This is a genomic window from Saccharopolyspora griseoalba (assembly GCF_042665275.1).
GTDB lineage: Bacteria > Actinomycetota > Actinomycetes > Mycobacteriales > Pseudonocardiaceae > Saccharopolyspora > Saccharopolyspora griseoalba.
This window is the reverse complement of sequence record NZ_JBHTCJ010000016.1, coordinates 29,138-47,797: the sequence shown is the minus strand read 5'-3', so window position 1 is coordinate 47,797 and position 18,660 is coordinate 29,138. Positions and strand designations below refer to the sequence as shown.

Below are 18,660 nucleotides of genomic sequence, written 5' to 3'. Positions count from 1 at the left end.
GCGGGGGTTTTCGGGGTGCGGGGAGTGGACCTCGGGCCGTGGCCGGAGGTCGCCTGATGTGTCCGTGCGGACCGTCCTTACGCGCGCATGCGGGTCATCTCGGGGTCGAAGAACGGGTCCTCGACGACCGTCGCGGGATGTCGGTGGTGGAAGTAGGACACCTCCAGCGAGCTGCCCGGTGCCGACCGCTCCGCGGGCAGCCAGGCGTAGGCGAGGCTGGCTCCGACGGCGTGGCCGTACCCGGCGCTGGTGGTGAAGCCGACCGGTGCGCCGTCGGAGAGCACCGGCTCGCCGCCCATCAGCACCGTCCCGTCGTCCACGCGCAGGCAGCACAGCCGGCGCCGCGGAGGTGTCTCGCGGCGGCGCAGCAGCGCTTCCCTGCCGACGAACTGGCCCTTGTCCGGCCGGACGGCGAAGGCCAGCCCGGCCTCGTCGGGGTCGTGCTCGCTCCACATGTCCGCGCCCCAGGCGCGGTAGCCCTTCTCCAGGCGCATCCCGTTGAACGCGCCGCGGCCGGCGGCGAAGATCCCGTGGGGCTCGCCGGCCTCGGCCAGCAGGTCCCACAGCCGCCTGCCGAACTCCGCCGAGGTGTAGAGCTCCCAGCCGAGCTCGCCGACGTAGGACAGCCGCAGCGCCACCACCGGCACCTCGCCGACGTGCAGCCGCCGCGCGCGGAAGAACCGGAACGCCGAGTTGGACACGTCGACGTCGGCCAGGGCCGCGAGCACGTCGCGCGCGTTCGGGCCCCACAGGCCGATGCAGCAGGTGCCGCCGGTGATGTCGCGGACGTGCGTGGTCTCGTCGGCGTGCGCGCGCAGCCAGGCGATGTCCCGCGGCCCGTTGCAGCCCACCTGGAAGTGCGTCGGCTCCAGCCGCGCCACGGTGATGTCGGCGCGGATGCCGCCGGTGGGTTCGAGCATCAGCGTGTAGGTCACGTAGCCGGGTCGGCGGTCCAGCTCGTTGGTGGTCAGCCCCTGCAGCAGGTTCAGCGCGCCGCGACCGGTGACCTCGGCGCGGGCCAGCGAGGTCATGTCGAACATGGCCACCCGCTCGCGCGCGGCCTGGTGCTCGGCGCCCGCGATCGGGGAGGAGAACCGGTCGGCCCAGGGACCGGGCGCGGTGATCTCCCGGCCGCGCAGCAGCCCGGCGTTGGCGTCGTACCAGTGCGGCCGCTCCCAGCCGTTGGCCTCCAGGAACACCGCGCCCAGCTCCCGCTGCCGCTCGTGGAACGGGCTGGTGCGCAGTCCCCGCGGCCGCGCGGGCGGCTGCTGCGGGTGAATGATGTCGTAGACCTCGCGGAAGGTCTGCGCGCTGCGCTCGGCCACGTAGGACGGTGCGTGCGCGAAGTCCTCGAACCGGCGCAGATCGGCCTGGCGCAGGTCGATGTCGGGCACCTGCCCGGAGATCCACTGCGCCATGGCGCGCCCGACACCGCCCGCGTGGGTGATCCACACGGCCTCGGCGACCCAGAAGTTGTCCAGCTCGGGTGCGGGGCCGAGCACCGGCATCCCGTCGGCGGTGAACAGGAACAGGCCGTTCATGCCCTCGCCGATCTCGCTGCCGCGCAGCGCGGGCAGCATCGAGCGGGCTTCCTCCCACGGCCCGGTGAAGTCCTCCGGGGTGAAGGCCTGCACCGAGGCCATCCCCTTCCAGCCGCCGCCCTCCGGGGGAGCCTCGGTCCCCGCGCCCGGCGCGGCGGTGGGGGCGATCTCGTCGCTGTGCACCGGCATCACCCGGTGCCGGTAGGAGCCGATGCCGACGCGGTCGCGGATCTGCCGGAAGTACATGGAGTGGTCCTGGTGGCGCAGGATCGGCAGCGCGACCTCGTCCTCGCCGGATTCGAGCCCCGGCACCGGCGTGGTCACCGCGTACTGGTGCCCCACCGGCAGCACCGGGATGCTCACCCCGGCCAGCCTGCCGACCGTCGGACCCCAGATCCCCGCGCAGCACAGCACGGTGTCCGCGGCGATCTCGCCCGCGCTGGTGAGCACCGCGCGCACCCGCCCGTCGCGCACGTCGAAGCCGGTGACCTCGGTGCCGCCGAGGAAGCGCACGCCCAGCTCGCGGGCCTCGCGCATCATCGCCTCGGCCGCGCGCACCGGCTTGGCGACGCCGTCGGAGGGCACGTGCAGCCCGCCGTGGAGCCGGTCGGCGTCGACGTGCGGGAAGCGCTCGCGCACCTGACCGGGGTCGAGCAGCTGGGCCTCGATGCCCGCGGCGGTGGCCATCCCGTGCCTGCGGGCCAGCTCGTCCCAGCGTTCCGGGGTGGTGGCCACCTCGATGCCGCCGACCGGGTGGAAGCAGGGGAGTCCGTCGACCTCCAGGCCGGAGTACAGCGCCACGGTCTCGGCGGCCAGGCGGCTCATCGACAGCGACGGGTTGGTCTGGAAGACCAGGCCCGGCGCGTGCGAGCTCGATCCGCCGGTGGCGGGCAGCGGTCCCTGGTCGACCACGAGGACATCGGTGATGCCCAGCTTCGCCAGGTGGTAGGCGGTGCTGGTGCCGACGATGCCCGCGCCGATGACGAGGGTGCCAACGCTAGTGACCATGGCTGCCACCTTGTTGCGCCTACGACAACTCTCTGCGTTAATCGCAACAGTGCGCCTCATCACAGGGGTGCGTCAAGGACACGGGAGGGGTAATTTCCCAGCTCTTCGCGACAGCGGATCTTGTTGGGAATCAACGAAAAACGGCGTCAATACGGACCGCTCCGGTCCAAATCGGACGTGTCGTTGACCGGGTCGGCGCGACGCTCGTAGCCTGACCGCACAGCGGGGATTTCGCGAAGTTCATCCGGATTCGCCGCACCGACGCCAGGCCCGGATCTCTCTGGGAGGTCGCGGTGGCAGCAGCAGTCCTACCCGAACCGCCGCCCAGGCTGTGGCGCAATCCCGACCCCCGGCGGCACTACGACGTGGTGATCGTCGGCTCCGGCGGCCACGGGCTGGCCACGGCCTACTACCTGGCGCGCAACCACGGCGTCCGCGACGTCGCGGTGCTGGAGCGCGGCTGGCTGGCCGGCGGCAACATGGCCCGCAACACCACCATCATCCGCTCCAACTACCTCTTCGACGCCAGCGCGGGCATCTACGAGCACGCGCTGAAGCTCTGGGAGACCCTGGCCGCCGAGCTCGACTGCGAGCTGCTGCTCAGCCAATGCGGCGTGCTCAACCTCGCGCACAGCGAGCAGGAGGCGCGCGACGCCAACCGGCGGGTGCACGCCAACCGGCTCAACGGCATCGACGCCGAGTGGGTCGGGCCCGACGAGATCGCCAGGATCTGCCCGATCCTCGACGTCTCCCCGGACGTCCGGTACCCCGTGCTGGGCGCGACCTGGCAACCGCGCGGCGGGACCGCCAAGCACGACCGGGTGGCGTGGGCCTTCGCCAAGCGCGCCGACGAGATGGGCGTGGACCTGGTGCAGGGCTGCGAGGTCACCGGGTTCCTGACCGACGGGGACCGGGTGCGGGGCGTGCGGACCTCGCTGGGCGACATCGGTGCCGATCGGGTCGCGCTGGCCGCGGCGGGGCGCACCAGCACGCTCACCGACCAGCTCGGGCTGCGCCTGCCGCTGCAGAGCCACCCGCTGCAGGCGATGGTCTCCGAGCTGCTGGAACCGGTGCACCCGTGCGTGGTGATGTCCAACCACGTGCACGTCTACTGCAGCCAGGCGCACAAGGGCGAGCTGGTGCTGGGCGCAGGCATCGACGGCTACAACGGCTACGGGCAGCGCGGCTCGGTGCACGTCGTCGAGCGGCAGCTGGCCGCCGCGCTGGAGCTGTTCCCGATCTTCGCTCGGGCGCACGTGATCCGGACCTGGGCGGGGACCGTGGACGTCACCCCGGACGCCTCGCCGATCATCGGCCCCGCGCCCTGGGAAGGGCTGTTCGTCAACTGCGGTTGGGGGACGGGCGGTTTCAAGGCCACCCCGGGGGTCGGCTGGGTCTACGCGGACACCATCGCCAACGGGCGGCCGCACCCGCTGGCCGAGCCCTACGCGCTGTCCCGCTTCACCACGGGAGCGCTGATCGACGAGCACGGCGCCGCGGGCGTGGCGCACTAGCGGGTGCGCGATGCCGCGGTCCGGGCCGGAACTCGGGAGGTGACGATGCTGCTGATCCGGTGTCCCTGGTGCGGGGACCGCGACGAGGGGGAGTTCCGCTGCGGCGGGCAGGCCGACGTCACCCACCCGGTCGATGCGGACGCGCTCGACGACGCCTCCTGGGGCGAGTTCCTGTTCGTGCGGGACAACCCGGCCGGCTGGTTCCGGGAGCGCTGGGTGCACGCGGCCGGTTGCCGCCGGTGGTTCGTCGTCGAGCGCGACACCGTGACCAACGAGATGCGGGAGGTGCGCTGATGCGACTGCCCACCGGCGGGCGGATCGACCGGACCCGGCACGTCCGGTTCACCTTCGACGGCACCGACTGCACCGGGCACCCCGGCGACACGCTCGCCTCGGCGCTGCTGGCCAACGGGCGGCGGGAGGTGGCGCGCTCGATCTACCGGGACCGCCCGCGCGGCGTGCTCACCGCCGACTGCACCGAGCCGAACGCCTACGTCCAGGTCGGCGGTGACCCGATGGTTCCCGCCACCACCCTGGAGCTCGATGACGGCCTCGTCGCGCGCAGCCTGGCCGGCGTCGGGCGGCTGTCCGAGGGCGATCCCCCGGACTGCGACCGCAAGTACGCGCACTTCGACGTCGTGGTGGTCGGCGGCGGGCCGACCGGTGTGGCCACCGCGCTGGCCGCGGGGCGCGGGGGTGCGCGGGTGCTCCTGGTCGAGCAGGGCGACGAGCTCGGCGGTGACCGCGCCGAGGAGTGGATCTCGGCCGCGGTGGCCGAGCTCGCCGAGCACCCGGAGACGCACGTGCTGCGCCGGGCAACGGCGGTGGGCCACTACGACCACGGCTACCTGCTCATCGCCCAGGGCACCCGGATGTGGCACGTGCGCACCGCGCGGCTGATCCTGGCCACCGGCGCGCACGAGCGCCCGCTGGTGTTCGCCGGCAACGACCGGCCCGGCGTCATGCTCGCCTCGGCCGTGCGCACCTACCTGCACCGCTTCGCCGTGCTTCCCGGCACCGAGGCGGTCGTGGCCACCACCGAGGACAGCGCCTACGCGACCGCGGAAGCCCTCGTGGCCGCGGGGTGCCCGGTGCGCGCGGTCGTCGACACCCGCGACGAACCGCCGCGGCACCTGGCCGACCGGGCCCGCGAGCTCGGCGCCCGGGTGATCCCCGGAGCCGTGACCGCCACCCGAGGTGAGCACCTGGAATCCGTCCGGCTGACCACCGGCGAGGAGATCGGCTGCGATCTGCTCGCCGTCGGCGGCGGGTGGAGCCCGGTGCTGCACCTCTTCGGCGGTGAGATCCGCTGGAGCGGAGCGGCTTTCCTGCCGGTCCCGGGAACCGGTCCGGAGGTCGTCGGCGCGGCCGCGGGAACCTTCGACCTGCCCGGCTGCCTGGCCGCGGGGTTGGCCGCCGGCGCCGAGGCCGCCCGCGAGGCGGGCTTCCCCGCCGAACCCCCGGAACCCCCGGACCTGCCACCGGAGCCGATCGCAGCGCCCCGGCCGCAGTGGCTGGTGCACGACGGCGACTGGCGCGAGCACTTCGTCGACCTGCAGCGCGACGCCACCGTCGCCGACATCCGCCGCGCGGTCGAGGCGGGGATGCGCTCGGTGGAGCACATCAAGCGCTACACCACCATCGGGACCGGCAGCGACCAGGGCAAGGCCTCCTCGGTCAACGCCATCGGCGTGCTCGCCGAACTGCTCGGCAACACCCCGGGCGAGGTCGGCACCACGGCCTTCCGCCCGCCCCACGTCCCGGTCCAGGTGGCGCTGTGGGCCGGGCGCGAGCGCGGCGCGCTGCACGATCCGGTGCGCACCACGCCGATGCACGCCCAGCACGTCGCCAGGGGAGCCGTCTTCGAGGACGTCGGGCAGTGGAAGCGCCCGCGCCACTACCCCCTCGCGGGAGAGGACATGGCCGCCGCGGTGCGCCGCGAGTGCCTGGCCGCGCGCACCGGCGTCGCCGCGCAGGACGTCAGCACGCTGGGCCGCATCGAGGTCGTCGGCCAGGACGCGCCGGAGTTCCTCAACCGCGTCTACACCGGCGGTTTCGCCAAGCTCGCCGTCGGCAAGGGCCGCTACGGGATCATGTGCACCACCGACGGCATGGTCTTCGACGACGGCGTGGCGCTGCGCCTGGCCGAGGACCGCTACCTGGTGTCGACCACCACCGGCGGCGCCGCCCGGGTGCTCGACTGGCTGGAGGAGTGGCTGCAGACCGAGTGGACCGACCTGGACGTGCGCCTGACCTCGGTGACCGAGCAGTGGGCGGCGGTCGCGGTCACCGGCCCGGGATCGCGCGATCTGGTGGCCCGGCTGGCACCGCGGCTGGACGTCTCGGCCGAGGGATTCGGCTTCCTGCAGCTCCGGGAGACCGTGCTGCGCAACGGGATCGACGCGCGGATCTGCCGGATCTCGTTCTCCGGCGAGCTGGCCTTCGAGATCAACGTCGCCGCCTGGTACGGCGCGGCGCTGTGGGACGAGGTGATGGACGCCGGCGCCACGCCCTACGGCACCGAGACCATGCACGTGCTGCGCGCCGAGAAGGGCTTCGTGATCGCCGGGCAGGACACCGACGGCACCGTCACGCCCTTCGACCTGGGCATGGACTGGGCGGTCTCCCGGCGCAAGGACTTCCTCGGGCGCCGCTCGTTCCAGCGGGCCGACACCGCCAGGGCGGACCGCAAGCAGCTCGTCGGCCTGCTGCCCGAGGACCCCGACGAGCTCCTGCCCGAAGGCGCGCACCTGGTCGACGACGACCGGCGGCCGCTGGGGCACGTGACCTCCAGCTACCGCAGCGCGATCCTCGCCCGCACCTTCGCCCTGGCGCTGGTCAGCCGCGGGCGCGAGCGGCACGGGCAGGTGCTCGACGTACCGCTGGGGCAGCGGGTGGTGCCGGTGCGCGTCGGCGAGCCGGTGTTCTACGACCCGGAAGGAGTCCGCCGTGACGGTGCGAGTTGATCGACGAGCCCAGCGGCACAGCCCGCTGGAGCACCGCGCCGCCGAGCTCGCCGCGCTGCGCGGGCAGGCCCGGCTGGTCGAGGAACCCTTCCTGGCGCAGCAGAACCTGCGCACCGACGCCGCCGAGGCGGGTGGGATGCGCCTGCCGGGGCCGAACCGGGTCACCGGCGACGAGCACCGCGCCGCGCTGTGGCTCGGGCCGGACGAGTGGCTGCTGATCGGCGTCACCGCAGGCACCGAACACCGCAGCGCCGTCGACGTCTCGGCGGCCCGCACGACCCTGCGGCTGCGCGGTCCGGCCGCCCGCGAGGTGCTCGCCGCGCTGTGCTCGCTGGACCTGCACCCGCGGGTCTTCGGCCCGGGGCAGGTCGCGCAGACCTCGATCGCCCGCGCGCAGGTCGTGCTCTGGCAGCTCGACGCCGAGCCCACCTACCGGCTGCTGGTGCGCAACTCCTTCGCCGAGCACCTTGCCGCCGCGCTGCTCGACGCCATCCACCACCTCGGAGCGGCCGCCCCCGCGTTCCCGTCCGGGACGACCTCCGCGGACGACCTCGCGGCGGGGCCCGATGTGTTGCACAATGAGGAACAGTTCGGATGATCGCGGATGGGTTTTGCCGAGCGGATACGGTTGACCGGTGACTGGTGCGGATGAATCACGCGGACGGAGCCCGGGCGCCCTCGTGCAGTCCGTGGACCGGGCGGTGACCGTCCTGGAGCTGGTAGCGCGCAGCGGCGAGGTAGGGATCACCGAAATCGCCGGCGAACTCGGCGTGCACAAGTCCACGGCCTCCAGGTTGGTCAGCGTCCTGGAAGCGCGAGGACTGCTCGAACAGCTCGGGGAGCGCGGCAAGTACTGCATCGGCTTCGGCGTGGTCCGGCTCGCCGGAGCCGCCACCGAACGGCTCGACCTCTCCCGATTGGGCACGCCGTTCTGCGACAAGCTGGCCGAGGAACTGGGCGAGACGGTCAACATCGCCATCCGCGACGACGACGTCGCGATCAACATCAGCCAGGCGCGCGGGACCGCCTCGGTCACCGCGCACAACTGGGTCGGGCAGCGCACCCCGCTGCACGCCACCTCCAGCGGCAAGGTGCTCTTCGCCCACGCGCCCAAGGACGACCTCGACCGGCTGCTGGCGCGGCGCTTGGAGGCGTTCACCGAGCGGACCGTGACCAGCGCCCGGGAGCTGCGCAAGGACTTCGACCTCATCGTCCGCGACGGCTACGCCACCTCCTACGAGGAGTTCGAGCTGGGGCTCAACGCCGCCGCGGTCGCGGTGCACGACCAGGACGGCATGGTCATCGCGGCGCTGAGCGCCTCGGGCCCGTCCTACCGCTTCTCCCGCAAGCGGATGCGCGAGGTCGTCGGCAGGATGAGCGAAGCGGCCCAGGAGCTCTCGGCCCAGCTCGGCTACCTCGAGTAGGTCCGAACAGCTCCTAGTCCCGGGAGAGCCAGAGCTCTTCCAGGTCCAGCTGGTGCATCACGCGGCGCAGGACCTCGTCGTCGAGCCTGCGGTCGTCGCGGAATCGGATGAACACCGCGCGCTCGGCGGCCAGCATCTCACCGCGCAGCCTGCGGTAGGCCGCCGACGGCGATTCGCCGAGCTCGGCGTCGGAGCGGCCGAGCCGTTCCCACGCCTGGTTGCTGCGCTGCTGCGAGGCCTGGCGCAGCACCGCGGCGACGTCGTCGTAGCGGTCGGTGCCCGCGGTGAGCTCGTCGAGCCGCTGCTGCGCCTCGCGCGCGGCGACCTGCTGGGCCTCGGCCTCGGCCAGCGCGTCGGTGTAGCCCTCCGCCCCGCGCACCCCGAGCAGCCGGATCAGCCGCGACAACGTCGTCCCCTGCAGCAGCAGCGTCGCCAGGGTGACGAAGAAGGTCAGGAACAGCACCTCGGCCCGGTGCGGGAACGGTTCGCCGGAACCGGTCGTCGCCGGGATCGCCGAGGCCGCCGCCAGCGAGACGACGCCGCGCATCCCCGCCCAGGACACCACCGCCCAGTGCCGCCAGTCGGCGTGCCCGCCGCGCAGCTTCACCGGCAGGTACATCGCGCCGAAGACCCACACCACCCGCGCCAGCACCACGGCCGCGGTCAGCAGCGCCCCGGCCAGCAGCAGCGGGCCGAAGCCGGTCGACACGCCCGCGACCACCGTGCTCAGCTGCAGGCCGATCAGCGCGAACACCACGGCCTCCAGCAGCGTGTCCGCCGCGCTCCACACCGCGCGGTCCTGCAGCCGGGTCGCCGCGCTGCGCGAGGTCGAGCGGTGCCCCAGGTAGAGCCCGGCGACCACCACCGCCAGCACACCGGAGGCCCCCACCTCCTCGGCGACCAGATAGGCGAAGAAGGGAACGATCAGCCCGACGGCGCTCTCCAGCATGTCGTCGCGCAGCAGCGCGCGGATCCGGTGCACCGACCAGCCGATCGCCAAGCCGATGGCGGTTCCCCCGACGGCGGCCAGCAGGAAGGTTCCCACGCCGCCGAGCAGCGAGCTCCCGGTGCCGATGGCCGCGGCCACCGCCACCCGGTAGGCCGTCAGCGCGGTCGCGTCGTTGACCAGGCTCTCCCCGCTGAGCACCGTCATGATCCGGCGCGGCAGGCCGACGCGGCGCCCGATCGCGGTCGCGGCCACCGCGTCCGGCGGCGCGATCACCGCGCCCAGCACCAGGGCGACGCTCAGCGGCAGCTCCGGCAGCAGCAGCCGCGCGGTCAGCCCGGCGGTGACCGCGGTGAACAGCACCAGCCCGACCGCCAGCAGCCCGATCGGCCGCAGGTTCGCCCGGATGCCGATCGAGGAGCTGTTCAGCGCAGCCGTGTAGAGCAGCGGCGGCAGGATCAGCAGCAGGATCACCTGCGGGTCGATCGGGTAGCTCGGCAGCCCCGGGACGGCCGAGACACCGAGCCCGACCACCACCAGCGCCAGCGGTGCCGAAACGCCGGCCTTGCGGGCCAGGGCGGTGACCGCCAGCGCACCGACCAGCAGGGCGATCACCGCGGGAAGTTCGTGCATGTTCGCTCCGGTGCGGCGCGTTCGTCTCCGGGGGAACATTCTGTGCACAGCCGACGGCCCGCGGCCGATGACGCGCGGGAACGTCCACCCGACCGGTCAGGAGGAGGGATCGGCGATGCCCGAGCGCTGCGCGCACCTGAGCGCTGCGGCAGACCGCGACCCCGACCCGGGCGACCCGACGGGCTGCCAGGACTGCGCGGCCGAGGGCGAGCGGGTCTGGGCCCACCTGCGCCTGTGCACCGAGTGCGGTCACGTGGGCTGCTGCGATTCCAGTCCGCGTCGCCACGCCAGCGCCCACCACCAGCGGACCGGGCATCCGGTGGTGCGCTCGTTCGAACCCGGCGAGTCGTGGATGTGGTGCTACGCCCACGAGCAGCTCGGTCGCTAGGGAACGTCCCCGGCGACATCGAGGTCGTTCTGCGCGCGGTGCGGGAGCGGCTCCGCCGCTGGCCCTAGCGCTGACGGGTGTGCTCCTCCAGGGCGTCCAGCGCGGTGGTCTTGGTCTCCTGATCGACCTGCTCGGGTTCCGCCGGTGGCAGGACCGGTTCCAGGTCGGGGCGGGTCGGGTTGCGGCGCGCGACCGGTTCCACGCGCGGCTGGGACAGCGGGTGCGGCTGCGCGCGCGGCGGTGCCGGGCGGCGCTCCGGTGGCTCGGCGGCGATGTACAGGGCCTGGATCAGCAGCACGATCACGCCCATCACCAGCGCGCCGACCGCCAGGTAGAGCGCGTTGTGGTCGTCCCGCTCGAACCACCACAGCACCCCGGCCACGCCGAACGCGGCTCCGCAGACCGCGGCCAGGAAGTGGAACAGCAGGTGGACGGCATAGCTGCGCACGGCCGGCACCTCCGATCGACGACCGCGACGAGAAGACCCCTCCTTCGCTCGCACGCGCCGGTTCGGTTTCGGGTTGCCCAGGTCGACGCCGCGGTGCTCCGGTCGATGGTAAGCCGGGCTGCCGCCTGGCCGCCGGGCCGAGAGATCGCCCGGGCACGGGTCCTGATCAGCGCAAACGAGGATTTCACCCGTTAGAGCGATGGGGTCGTGGCGCACCCGGCGTCCGGCGGTGCCGGGACCTACCGTGGAGGACGAGGGGCCACAGTGGATCAGCGCGGGTGCGGGCGCTTTTCGCGCGTTCGGGCGGTGCGTAGCCCGGGGCGCTGTCGACTCCCGACCGGGGACGGGTGTGGCTCTGCGACGTCGCGGGGGTGGTGCCGGTGATGAACTCGTTGAGCGGTTTCGCGGTGGCTGCGGGCGGTGGCCTCGGCACGATCCTCGGCATCCTGTTCGTCATGCTCTGGGTCGAGCAGGCGCTGCTGGGCCCCGACCCGCGCCGCGGACGCCACCGCGACCAGCGCGCCGCGGCGCGCCGATCGGTCCCCGGCAAGGTCTTCATCCCCGCGATGCGCGCGGTCGGCGGGATGCGGCGCTCCCGGCCGGTGGTCTCGGCAGGCGGGCCCGGTGCGATGCGCCGCCCGGGGCCGCGGCACTCCTTCGACCCGCCTATTGCACGCGGAAGTCGGCGAAGTCGAACCCCGGCGACACCACGCAGGTGACCAGCGTTTCCACCGTGGCGGAGGCCGAGGCGCTCTGCCAGGTGCCCGCCGGGACGACCGCCTGCGGCGACTGACCAGCGCCCACGCCCAGCATGACCCGCTCGGCCCGACCGGCCGGCTGCTCGCCGGTCCCGCCCAGCCACAGCGTCAGCGGTCCGCCGCGGTGCCACAGCCACACCTCGTCGGAGGCGACCTGGTGCCAGGCCGAGCGCTGCCCGGGCGGCAGCAGGAAGTAGATGGTGGTCGCGGTCGGCCGCGTGCCGTTGGGGTGCTCGACCTGGCGCGGGCTGGTCCAGCTCCGCCGGTACCAGCCGCCCTCCGGGTGCGGCATCAGGTCGAACTCCTCGGCGGTGAGGCTGCGCGTCTCCAGCGACAGGAAGGTGCCCTTCACGTCGCGCCGCGCGTAGCGGACGCTGATCACCGCCTCGCGCTCGATGGGCCCGTAGACGTGCGGGAACAGCACATCGCTGGCGACTCCGGGCGGCGGGGCGGGGTCGGCGGCCTCCCAGCGAACCGGTGCCGACAGCTTCTCCGGGTTGAGCTCCACGGCGACCATCGGGTCGGTGACCTCGGAGTACAGCGCGTTGGCCACCGCCAGCGCGGTCGGCACGTCCGGGGAGCAGTGCACGAATCCCTGGCTGTGCAGGCTCTCGGCCTCGATCGGCGCGTGCTTGTCGGCGTGGAAGGTGCTCAGCGGCAGGAGGTGCAGCAGGGTCGATCCAGTCACCCGGACAGTCTCTCGCGGCGGAGGTGGAAAACGCGATCTCCGGCGTAGGATTCCTCCCACCCGGTTCCCGTCCTCCAGGGGGTTCGTCAACGATGCGGGTCGCGGTGCTCGACGACTACCAGCAGGTCGCGCGGGAGTGCGCGGACTGGGACTCGTTGCCAGCCGAGGTCGAGGTGTTCACCGAGCACATAGCCGACGCCGACGAGCTGGTGCGCAGGCTGGAGCCCTTCGAGGTGATCGCGGCGATGCGCGAGCGCACCGCCTTCCCGCGCGAGGTGCTCGAACGCCTGCCGAACCTGGAGCTGCTGGTGACCACCGGCATGCGCAACGCCGCCATCGACACCGCGGCGGCCCGGGAGCTGGGGATCGTGGTATCCGGCACCGGGAGCGGGCCCTCGGGATGGGGCGCGACCGTGGAGCTGGCCTGGGGGCTGGTGTTCGCGCTGGCCCGCAACATCCCGGCCGAGGACCGGGCCATCCGCGCGGGAGGGTGGCAGACCACCGTGGGCGCGGAGGTCGCGGGCAAGACGCTGGGCGTGCTCGGACTGGGCAGGCTCGGCTCGCACATGGCGGGCGTCGGCCGGGCGTTCGGCATGGACGTGGTCGCCTGGAGCCCCAACCTCACCCAGGAGCGCGCCGCCGGGGGCGGGGCGCGGTGGGTGTCCAAGCGGGAGCTGTTCGAGTCCTCCGACGTGCTCAGCGTGCACATGGTGCTCGGGAAGCGCAGCAGGGGACTGGTCGCGGCCGAGGACCTCGCGCTGATGAAGCCCACCGCCTACTTGATCAACACCTCGCGCGGCCCGATCGTGGACGAGCCCGCGCTGCGGGCCGCGCTGCGCGAGGGACGCATCGCGGGTGCGGGCATCGACGTCTACGGCACCGAGCCGCTACCGGCCGACGACCCGTGGCGCGACACCCCGCGCACCGTGCTCACCCCGCACCTCGGCTACGTCGTGCAGGGCACGTACCAGGCGTTCTACCGGGAGACCGCGGAGAACATCGCGGCGTTCCTGCGCGGTGAGCCGATTCGGGTGATCAACGCGAACTGACCTGCGGGTCGTCCGGTTCGCGCTGGATGGGAAATCCCCCTTGACGCGATACGAGACTGACATCACAGTCATACCGACTAGTCGGTGTGATCGTGAGTTCGTCGAAGTCAAGGGAGCCTTCCGATGACCGCAAGCGCGGAACAACCGCCGAAAGTGCCTAGGAAGCTGCTTGCCGCAGCGCTGATCGCCAGTTCCATCGAGTGGTACGACTTCTTCATCTACGCCACCGCCGCCGCGCTGGTGTTCGGCTCGCTGTTCTTCCCGGACGCCTCGCCGCTGATCGGCGTGCTGCTCTCGTTCGCCACCTTCTGGGCGGGGTTCATCGCCCGGCCGATCGGCGGGCTGTTCTTCGGGCACCTGGGCGACCGGATCGGCCGCAAGCCCGCGGTGGTGATCTGCCTGATCCTGATGGGCGCCTCGACCTTCCTGATCGGCGTGCTGCCCGGTGCGGCCGTCATCGGCGTCGCGGCTCCGCTGCTGCTGGTGACGCTGCGGTTCCTGCAGGGCATCGCGGTCGGCGGTCAGTGGGGCGGCATCGTGCTGCTGCTGACCGAGAGCACCACCGGCGGCAAGCGCGGCATGGCGGGCACCTTCGGGCAGATGGGCGTGCCCTTCGGCGTGATCTCCGGCAACCTCGCGTTCCTGGGCATCGGCGCCATGATGAGCCAGGAGGCCTTCCTCGCCTGGGGCTGGCGGCTGCCGTTCCTGTTCAGCGCGGTGCTGGCGCCCGTGGTGCTCTACATCCAGGTCCGCATCGAGGACACCCCGGTGTTCCAGGAGCTGCAGGAGCGCAAGGAGCAGAAGGAGCAGCAGATCGTGAAGGCTCCGCTGCTGGAGGTCGTGCGCGAGCACAAGCGGAGCGTGCTGCTGGGCGCCGGCCTGCTGTTCGCCACCAACACGTTCTTCTACATCGGCATCTCGGGGCTGCTGGACTACGGCACCCGCGAGCTCGGCCTGCCGCGGCAGTGGCTGCTCGGGGTCACGCTGCTGACCTCGGTGGTGGGCATCGTGGTGATCTTCTACTCGGGCCTGCTGTCCGACCGCCTCGGCCGGCGACCGATGATCCTGGGCGGAGCCGGCCTGCTGGCGGTCTGGGCGTTCCCGTTCTTCTGGTTGATCGACACCGGGTCGATCTGGCTGATCGCGCTGGCCACCGCGATCGGCAGCGTGGGCCAGAGCATGACCTACGGGCCGATCGCTGCCTACCTCAGCGAGCTGTTCGAGCCCAGGGTGCGCTACTCCGGGGCCTCGCTGGCCTACCAGCTGGCCGCGATCCTGGTCAGCGGTGGGACACCCTTCATCATGACCGCGCTCCTGGCGGCGACCGGGACCTCGGCGTCGGTGTCGCTCTTCCTGCTCCTCATGTCCGCCTGCACGCTGGTCTCGGCCTACCTCCTCAAGGAGACCCGAGTGGCCAGCCCGGCCGAGAAGGCAACCGCCTGACCCACCCCCGATGAGCTGAACCTCAAAGAACCGCGGAGATCCGGGGGCGAAGTTCGAGGGAGTTTCGCCCCCGGGTTCCCGGTGGGGGTCGCGAGCGGGTCAGACCTCGGTGGCGAGGGTCTTGACCTTGTCGATGAGGGCGGCTCGCTCTCCGGCGTCGGAGGCGAAGGGGGTGACGTTGAGGGTGGTCACGCCCGCTTCCTTCATCGCCGCGAGGCGCTCCTTGACGTGTCCCTCCGGGCCGATGAGCGACATCTTCTCCAGCAGGTCGCGCGGGACCTCGGCGGCGGCCTCGTCCTTCTTGCCCTCCAGGTAGAGGTCCTGGATCTTCTCGGCCTCGGCCTCGTAGCCGTAGCGGCGGGCGAGGTTGTTGTAGAAGTTCTTGCCCTTGGCGCCCATGCCGCCGACGTAGAGGGCGATCATCGGCCGCACGAAGTCGACCAGGTCCTCCAGGCCCTCGCCGATGGCCAGCGGCGCCTGCGCCACGACGTCGAGCTCGGGCAGCGAGGGGTCGCGCTTGGCCTTGCCCGCGGCCAGCGGCTCGCCCCACACGTCGCCGGCCTTCTCCGGCAGGAAGAAGATCGGTTCCCAGGCCTCGGCGATCTCGGAGACCAGCTCGACGTTCTTCGGCCCGATCGCGGCGATCATGATCGGGATCCGCTCGCGCACCGGGTGGTTGATCAGCTTCAGCGGCTTGCCCAGGCCGGTTCCCCGCTCCTCGGGCAGCGGGATCTCGTAGTGCTTGCCGCTGTGCTGCACCTTCTCCCGGCGCCACACCTGGCGGCAGATGTCGACGATCTCGCGGGTGCGGCCCAGCGGGGCGTGGTAGGGCACGCCGTGGAAGCCCTCGATGACCTGCGGCCCGGAGGCGCCGATGCCCAGCGTGAACCGGCCGTCGGAGACGTAGTCCACGCCCGCGGCGGTCATCGCGGTCAGCGTGGGCGTGCGGGTGTAGATCTGCAGGATGCCGGAGGCGATCTCCAGGCGCTCGGTCTTGGCCGCGATGAAGCCCATCTGGCTGACCGCGTCGAAGGAGTAGGCCTCGGGTACGTAGACGATGTCCAGCCCGGCCTTCTCGTAGGTGGCCAGGTCGTCGACGGTTTCCTTGAACCCTCCGCTGTAGTTCAGCGGCATCCCGATGCGCATCGGCCTTACCTTCCGTTTCCGCGAGGCGAGGGTGCGCCGGGAGTCGGCAGCACCGCCGAAGTTCGCCTCGGAGGTTACCCGCGGGTCACTTCGCTCCGCGACTGTGACCTGGATCTCGCGAAAACTTGACTTAATCCGGATTCCGTGACTGTGTGGTCAGCCATGAGGCAGCTTCTGGTCACCAAGATCGCCGCCCGGGGCGGCGCGGGGGCGGCATGAAGCTCGGTCTGCTCGACATCGGTTCGGCCGCCGCTCGCCTGGAGGTCGTGGACCTGGACGATCCGCGCATGCCCCGCGCGGCCTGGAGCGCCAAGGCGCGCACCCGGCTGGCCGAGCACACCCTGGTCAGCGGCGAGGTCACCGAGGAAGGAGCGCAGCAGGCGGTGCGCGCGGTGCGGTACTGCGTGCGCGCCGCCGAGGAAGCCGCTCCGGACGCCCTGATCGCCTACGGCACGGCCGCGGTCCGCGACGCGACCAACGCCGCCGAGCTGCGCGAGCGCCTCGGGGCGGCCGCGGGCGTGCAAGTCCGCGCGCTGAGCCCGAGCGACGAGGCCGCGGTGGCGCACCACGCCGCCCGCCGCTGGCGCGGGCGGAGCGGGCGAGCGCTGACCACGGTGGACATCGGAGGCGGCACCACCGACGTGGTCACCGGAACCGGCGAGCGGCCGCCCGAGGTGGTCACGCTGCCCTTCGGCGCGGCGCGCCTGACCCGGTCCTACCTGCCTGACGACCCGCCGCGGCCGGAGCAGGTCGCCGAGCTCGACGAGCTGCTGCGCGCCACGATCCCGCGCTCCCTGGAGCGCATCGCCCGGCGCGAGCGGGGCCACCCGATCGCTCTGTCGAAGGTGCTGCGGCAACTCGCGGTGCTCGCCGAGAGCGGTGCCGGCGGCACCGCCCGCCACCCGCACCGGCTGCGCCGCAGCATGCTGACCCCGTGGATCCCGGTGCTGGCCGAGCTCGACCAGCGGCAGCGCGCCAAGCTCCCCGGCGTCTCGCGCAATCGCGGTCGCCGGATCCTCGCGGGCGCGATGACCGCCGACCGCGTGCTGGAGGCGCTGGGCGTCGAGGAGCTGGAGATCTGCCCCTGGGGGCTGCGGGAAGGCCTCGTCTACCGCTTCGTGGAGGCCGAGACCGAAACGCCGCGCGAGGCGCTGGCACTGGCAGGTGATCTGTTCAGCTGATCCTGCACCTGCGCGGACGACCGGAGTAGCGTCGGCGGCGAACGTCACCGGATGCCGATGGAGGTGCCGCGGTGCTCTTCCTGCACCTGCTGATCACGATGGTGGCAGTGTGGATCACCACCGCGCTGCCGGGCATCACGCTCGCCGGGCAGGACACCGCGGCGAAGGTGCTCACGCTGCTGGCGGTCTCGGTGATCTTCGGCATCGTCAACCTGGTGCTCAAGCCGATCGCCAAGACCCTCGGCTGCCTGCTCTACATCCTCACGCTGGGGCTGTTCGGCCTGGTGGTCAACGGTCTGCTGTTCTGGCTGACCAGCTACCTCGCCGGCGAGCTCGGCCTGCCCTTCCACGTCGACGGGTTCTGGCCGGCGTTCTGGGGCGCGCTGATCGTCTCGATCGTCAGCAGCGTGCTGGCAGGCATCGTCGAGCGCGGTCGCCGACCGGAAGAGGTCTGACTTCCGCCCGATTCGCGGCTGATCATCGCCGGCCGAACCGGATATCCTCGTTCGGGATTTCGGGGAGGTCGGCGATGCGGTGCAGCCTGGACGAGTTCCGCGCGCTGCTGGGCGGAGCGGATGTGGCGCCGGAGCTCACCGCGTTCCTCGGCGCTGATCCGGTGGCGGGCGTGCCGCCGGAGGGGGACTGGACCGAAGTCCTGCGCGTCCTGCGGCACGCGGCGGTGCTCGGGTTCGCCGCGGTCGAGGGGGCCGAGCCGCTGCGCGGGCTGGTCGCCATCGGCGACGGCGGAGGCATCCGGGTGCGGGTGCGCGGCGACGAGGTCTCGACCGACGTGATGCGCACCGACGCGCCCTGGCCCGCGCTGGTCGGCTGCCTGCCGGAGCGCGAACCGGCCGAGGGCTGCGAGGTCACCGTGCCCACCGCGGAGCTCGCCGAGGCCAGGGCCGAGGCCGACGCCCGGGACCGGGACACCGACTGGCTGGCCTACGAGCTCAGGCGCCGCTCGGTGCCGCCGGACGACGCCCGCGCGGTGGCCGACCTGCTCACCCGGGCCGACGACTTCCAGGCCCGGTTGTCGGTGGCCTGGCGTCCGGACGGGGTGCTGCTGCGCCGCTGGCCGCAGGGGATCGAGGTCCACCACGCCGCGACGGGTCGGGCGGCGGTGATCCCGGAGTCGCCGGACGACGCGTTCAGCCTCGTGACCCCGGCGGACACCTACCTGCTGTCCAAGACGCTGCAGGAGCACCTGGAGCACCTCGCCAGCGGTTGAGAGCTGCGCCCCACGGGCGGGGCGCCGGAACAGCGGCTGCGCGGGAACTGCGCCGCGGTGGACGGTTTTCGTCCGGAACCGCAGCGCACGCCCGTGATGATCTCCAAGGGGCATGATCACCCTGTGCTAGGGTTCATTCATCCTGTCGGGCGAACGTTTTTCGTCGTGGCAGTGGCATCGACTCGGGCGTGAGCAGAGGGTCGTCACCGATCGTTCGGTCGCTTCCGGGTCGCGGTCCGCGCCGGCAACCGAGGTCGAGTCGCGGAGGTCCTGCTGAGTTGAGCCGCGAAGCCCCGCGG

Annotated in this window: 17 protein-coding genes; 12 read left to right on the top strand and 5 right to left on the bottom strand. The window is 72.5% G+C overall.

All coding sequences use genetic code 11. The features are described 5' to 3' along the window. Positions 1-77: 77 nt before the first annotated feature. The gene (locus ACFQRI_RS23755; protein WP_380672208.1) at positions 78-2,549 is read right to left on the bottom strand and encodes a GcvT family protein; all 2,472 of its coding nucleotides are present in this window, start codon (positions 2,547-2,549) and stop codon (positions 78-80) included. A 293-nt stretch (positions 2,550-2,842) separates the two neighbouring features. Here ACFQRI_RS23755 and ACFQRI_RS23750 point away from each other — a divergent pair, with 293 nt between their 5' ends. From ACFQRI_RS23750 to ACFQRI_RS23730, 5 genes are all read left to right on the top strand, one after another. Then, positions 2,843-4,063 (top strand): sarcosine oxidase subunit beta family protein, encoded by a 1,221-nt coding sequence (locus ACFQRI_RS23750; protein WP_380672206.1) that lies wholly within the window; start codon positions 2,843-2,845, stop codon positions 4,061-4,063. 45 nt (positions 4,064-4,108) lie between these two features. Then, positions 4,109-4,357 (top strand): sarcosine oxidase subunit delta, encoded by a 249-nt coding sequence (locus tag ACFQRI_RS23745; protein WP_380672204.1) that lies wholly within the window; start codon positions 4,109-4,111, stop codon positions 4,355-4,357. Next, complete coding sequence (locus ACFQRI_RS23740; protein ID WP_380672202.1) at positions 4,357-7,029, top strand: FAD-dependent oxidoreductase; 2,673 nt, start codon at positions 4,357-4,359, stop codon at positions 7,027-7,029. The genes ACFQRI_RS23745 and ACFQRI_RS23740 overlap by 1 nt, the downstream gene beginning before the upstream one ends. Next, positions 7,013-7,627 (top strand): sarcosine oxidase subunit gamma, encoded by a 615-nt coding sequence (locus ACFQRI_RS23735; protein ID WP_380672200.1) that lies wholly within the window; start codon positions 7,013-7,015, stop codon positions 7,625-7,627. The genes ACFQRI_RS23740 and ACFQRI_RS23735 overlap by 17 nt, the downstream gene beginning before the upstream one ends. An 82-nt stretch (positions 7,628-7,709) precedes the next feature. Further along, positions 7,710-8,453 carry an IclR family transcriptional regulator gene (locus tag ACFQRI_RS23730; protein WP_380672198.1) on the top strand — a complete coding sequence of 248 codons (744 nt, stop codon included), beginning with the start codon at positions 7,710-7,712 and terminating at the stop codon, positions 8,451-8,453. Between the two features lie 13 nt (positions 8,454-8,466). Here ACFQRI_RS23730 and ACFQRI_RS23725 read toward each other — a convergent pair whose 3' ends face one another. Continuing rightward, entirely contained in the window at positions 8,467-10,032 is a 1,566-nt protein-coding gene (locus ACFQRI_RS23725; protein ID WP_380672196.1) for a Na+/H+ antiporter, read from the bottom strand. A 115-nt stretch (positions 10,033-10,147) separates the two neighbouring features. Here ACFQRI_RS23725 and ACFQRI_RS23720 point away from each other — a divergent pair, with 115 nt between their 5' ends. After that, positions 10,148-10,420 (top strand): UBP-type zinc finger domain-containing protein, encoded by a 273-nt coding sequence (locus tag ACFQRI_RS23720; protein WP_380672194.1) that lies wholly within the window; start codon positions 10,148-10,150, stop codon positions 10,418-10,420. Between the two features lie 64 nt (positions 10,421-10,484). On the opposite strand, the gene ACFQRI_RS23715 is transcribed toward ACFQRI_RS23720, so the two are convergent. Next, complete coding sequence (locus ACFQRI_RS23715; protein WP_380672192.1) at positions 10,485-10,868, bottom strand: hypothetical protein; 384 nt, start codon at positions 10,866-10,868, stop codon at positions 10,485-10,487. A 383-nt stretch (positions 10,869-11,251) separates the two neighbouring features. Here ACFQRI_RS23715 and ACFQRI_RS23710 point away from each other — a divergent pair, with 383 nt between their 5' ends. Further along, positions 11,252-11,587, top strand: a complete 336-nt coding sequence (locus ACFQRI_RS23710) for a hypothetical protein (protein WP_380672190.1) — start codon at positions 11,252-11,254, stop codon at positions 11,585-11,587. Here the strand turns inward: ACFQRI_RS23710 and ACFQRI_RS23705 are convergent. Continuing rightward, positions 11,535-12,314: a cupin domain-containing protein gene (locus ACFQRI_RS23705; protein ID WP_380672188.1), complete on the bottom strand. Its 780-nt coding sequence runs from the start codon at positions 12,312-12,314 to the stop codon at positions 11,535-11,537. The two genes, ACFQRI_RS23710 and ACFQRI_RS23705, sit on opposite strands and share 53 nt — an antisense overlap. Positions 12,315-12,406: 92 nt before the next feature. On the opposite strand from ACFQRI_RS23705, the gene ACFQRI_RS23700 reads away from it, so the two are divergent. Further along, complete coding sequence (locus ACFQRI_RS23700) at positions 12,407-13,363, top strand: D-2-hydroxyacid dehydrogenase family protein (protein WP_380672186.1); 957 nt, start codon at positions 12,407-12,409, stop codon at positions 13,361-13,363. Positions 13,364-13,516: 153 nt separating this feature from the next. Continuing rightward, on the top strand, positions 13,517-14,806 hold the full coding sequence (locus tag ACFQRI_RS23695; RefSeq protein WP_380672185.1) for an MFS transporter: 1,290 nt from the start codon (positions 13,517-13,519) through the stop codon (positions 14,804-14,806). Between the two features lie 99 nt (positions 14,807-14,905). Here the strand turns inward: ACFQRI_RS23695 and ACFQRI_RS23690 are convergent, their stop codons facing one another. Further along, complete coding sequence (locus ACFQRI_RS23690; protein ID WP_380672183.1) at positions 14,906-15,952, bottom strand: LLM class F420-dependent oxidoreductase; 1,047 nt, start codon at positions 15,950-15,952, stop codon at positions 14,906-14,908. A 215-nt stretch (positions 15,953-16,167) separates the two neighbouring features. On the opposite strand from ACFQRI_RS23690, the gene ACFQRI_RS23685 reads away from it, so the two are divergent. The 3 genes from ACFQRI_RS23685 (at position 16,168) to ACFQRI_RS23675 (ending at position 18,361) form a co-directional block, all read left to right on the top strand. Then, the gene (locus ACFQRI_RS23685) at positions 16,168-17,133 is read left to right on the top strand and encodes a Ppx/GppA phosphatase family protein (protein WP_380672181.1); all 966 of its coding nucleotides are present in this window, start codon (positions 16,168-16,170) and stop codon (positions 17,131-17,133) included. Positions 17,134-17,204: 71 nt separating this feature from the next. Next, positions 17,205-17,588, top strand: a complete 384-nt coding sequence (locus ACFQRI_RS23680) for a phage holin family protein (protein ID WP_380672179.1) — start codon at positions 17,205-17,207, stop codon at positions 17,586-17,588. Between the two features lie 74 nt (positions 17,589-17,662). Next, the gene (locus ACFQRI_RS23675) at positions 17,663-18,361 is read left to right on the top strand and encodes an ESX secretion-associated protein EspG (RefSeq protein ID WP_380672177.1); all 699 of its coding nucleotides are present in this window, start codon (positions 17,663-17,665) and stop codon (positions 18,359-18,361) included. Positions 18,362-18,660: the final 299 nt, after the last annotated feature.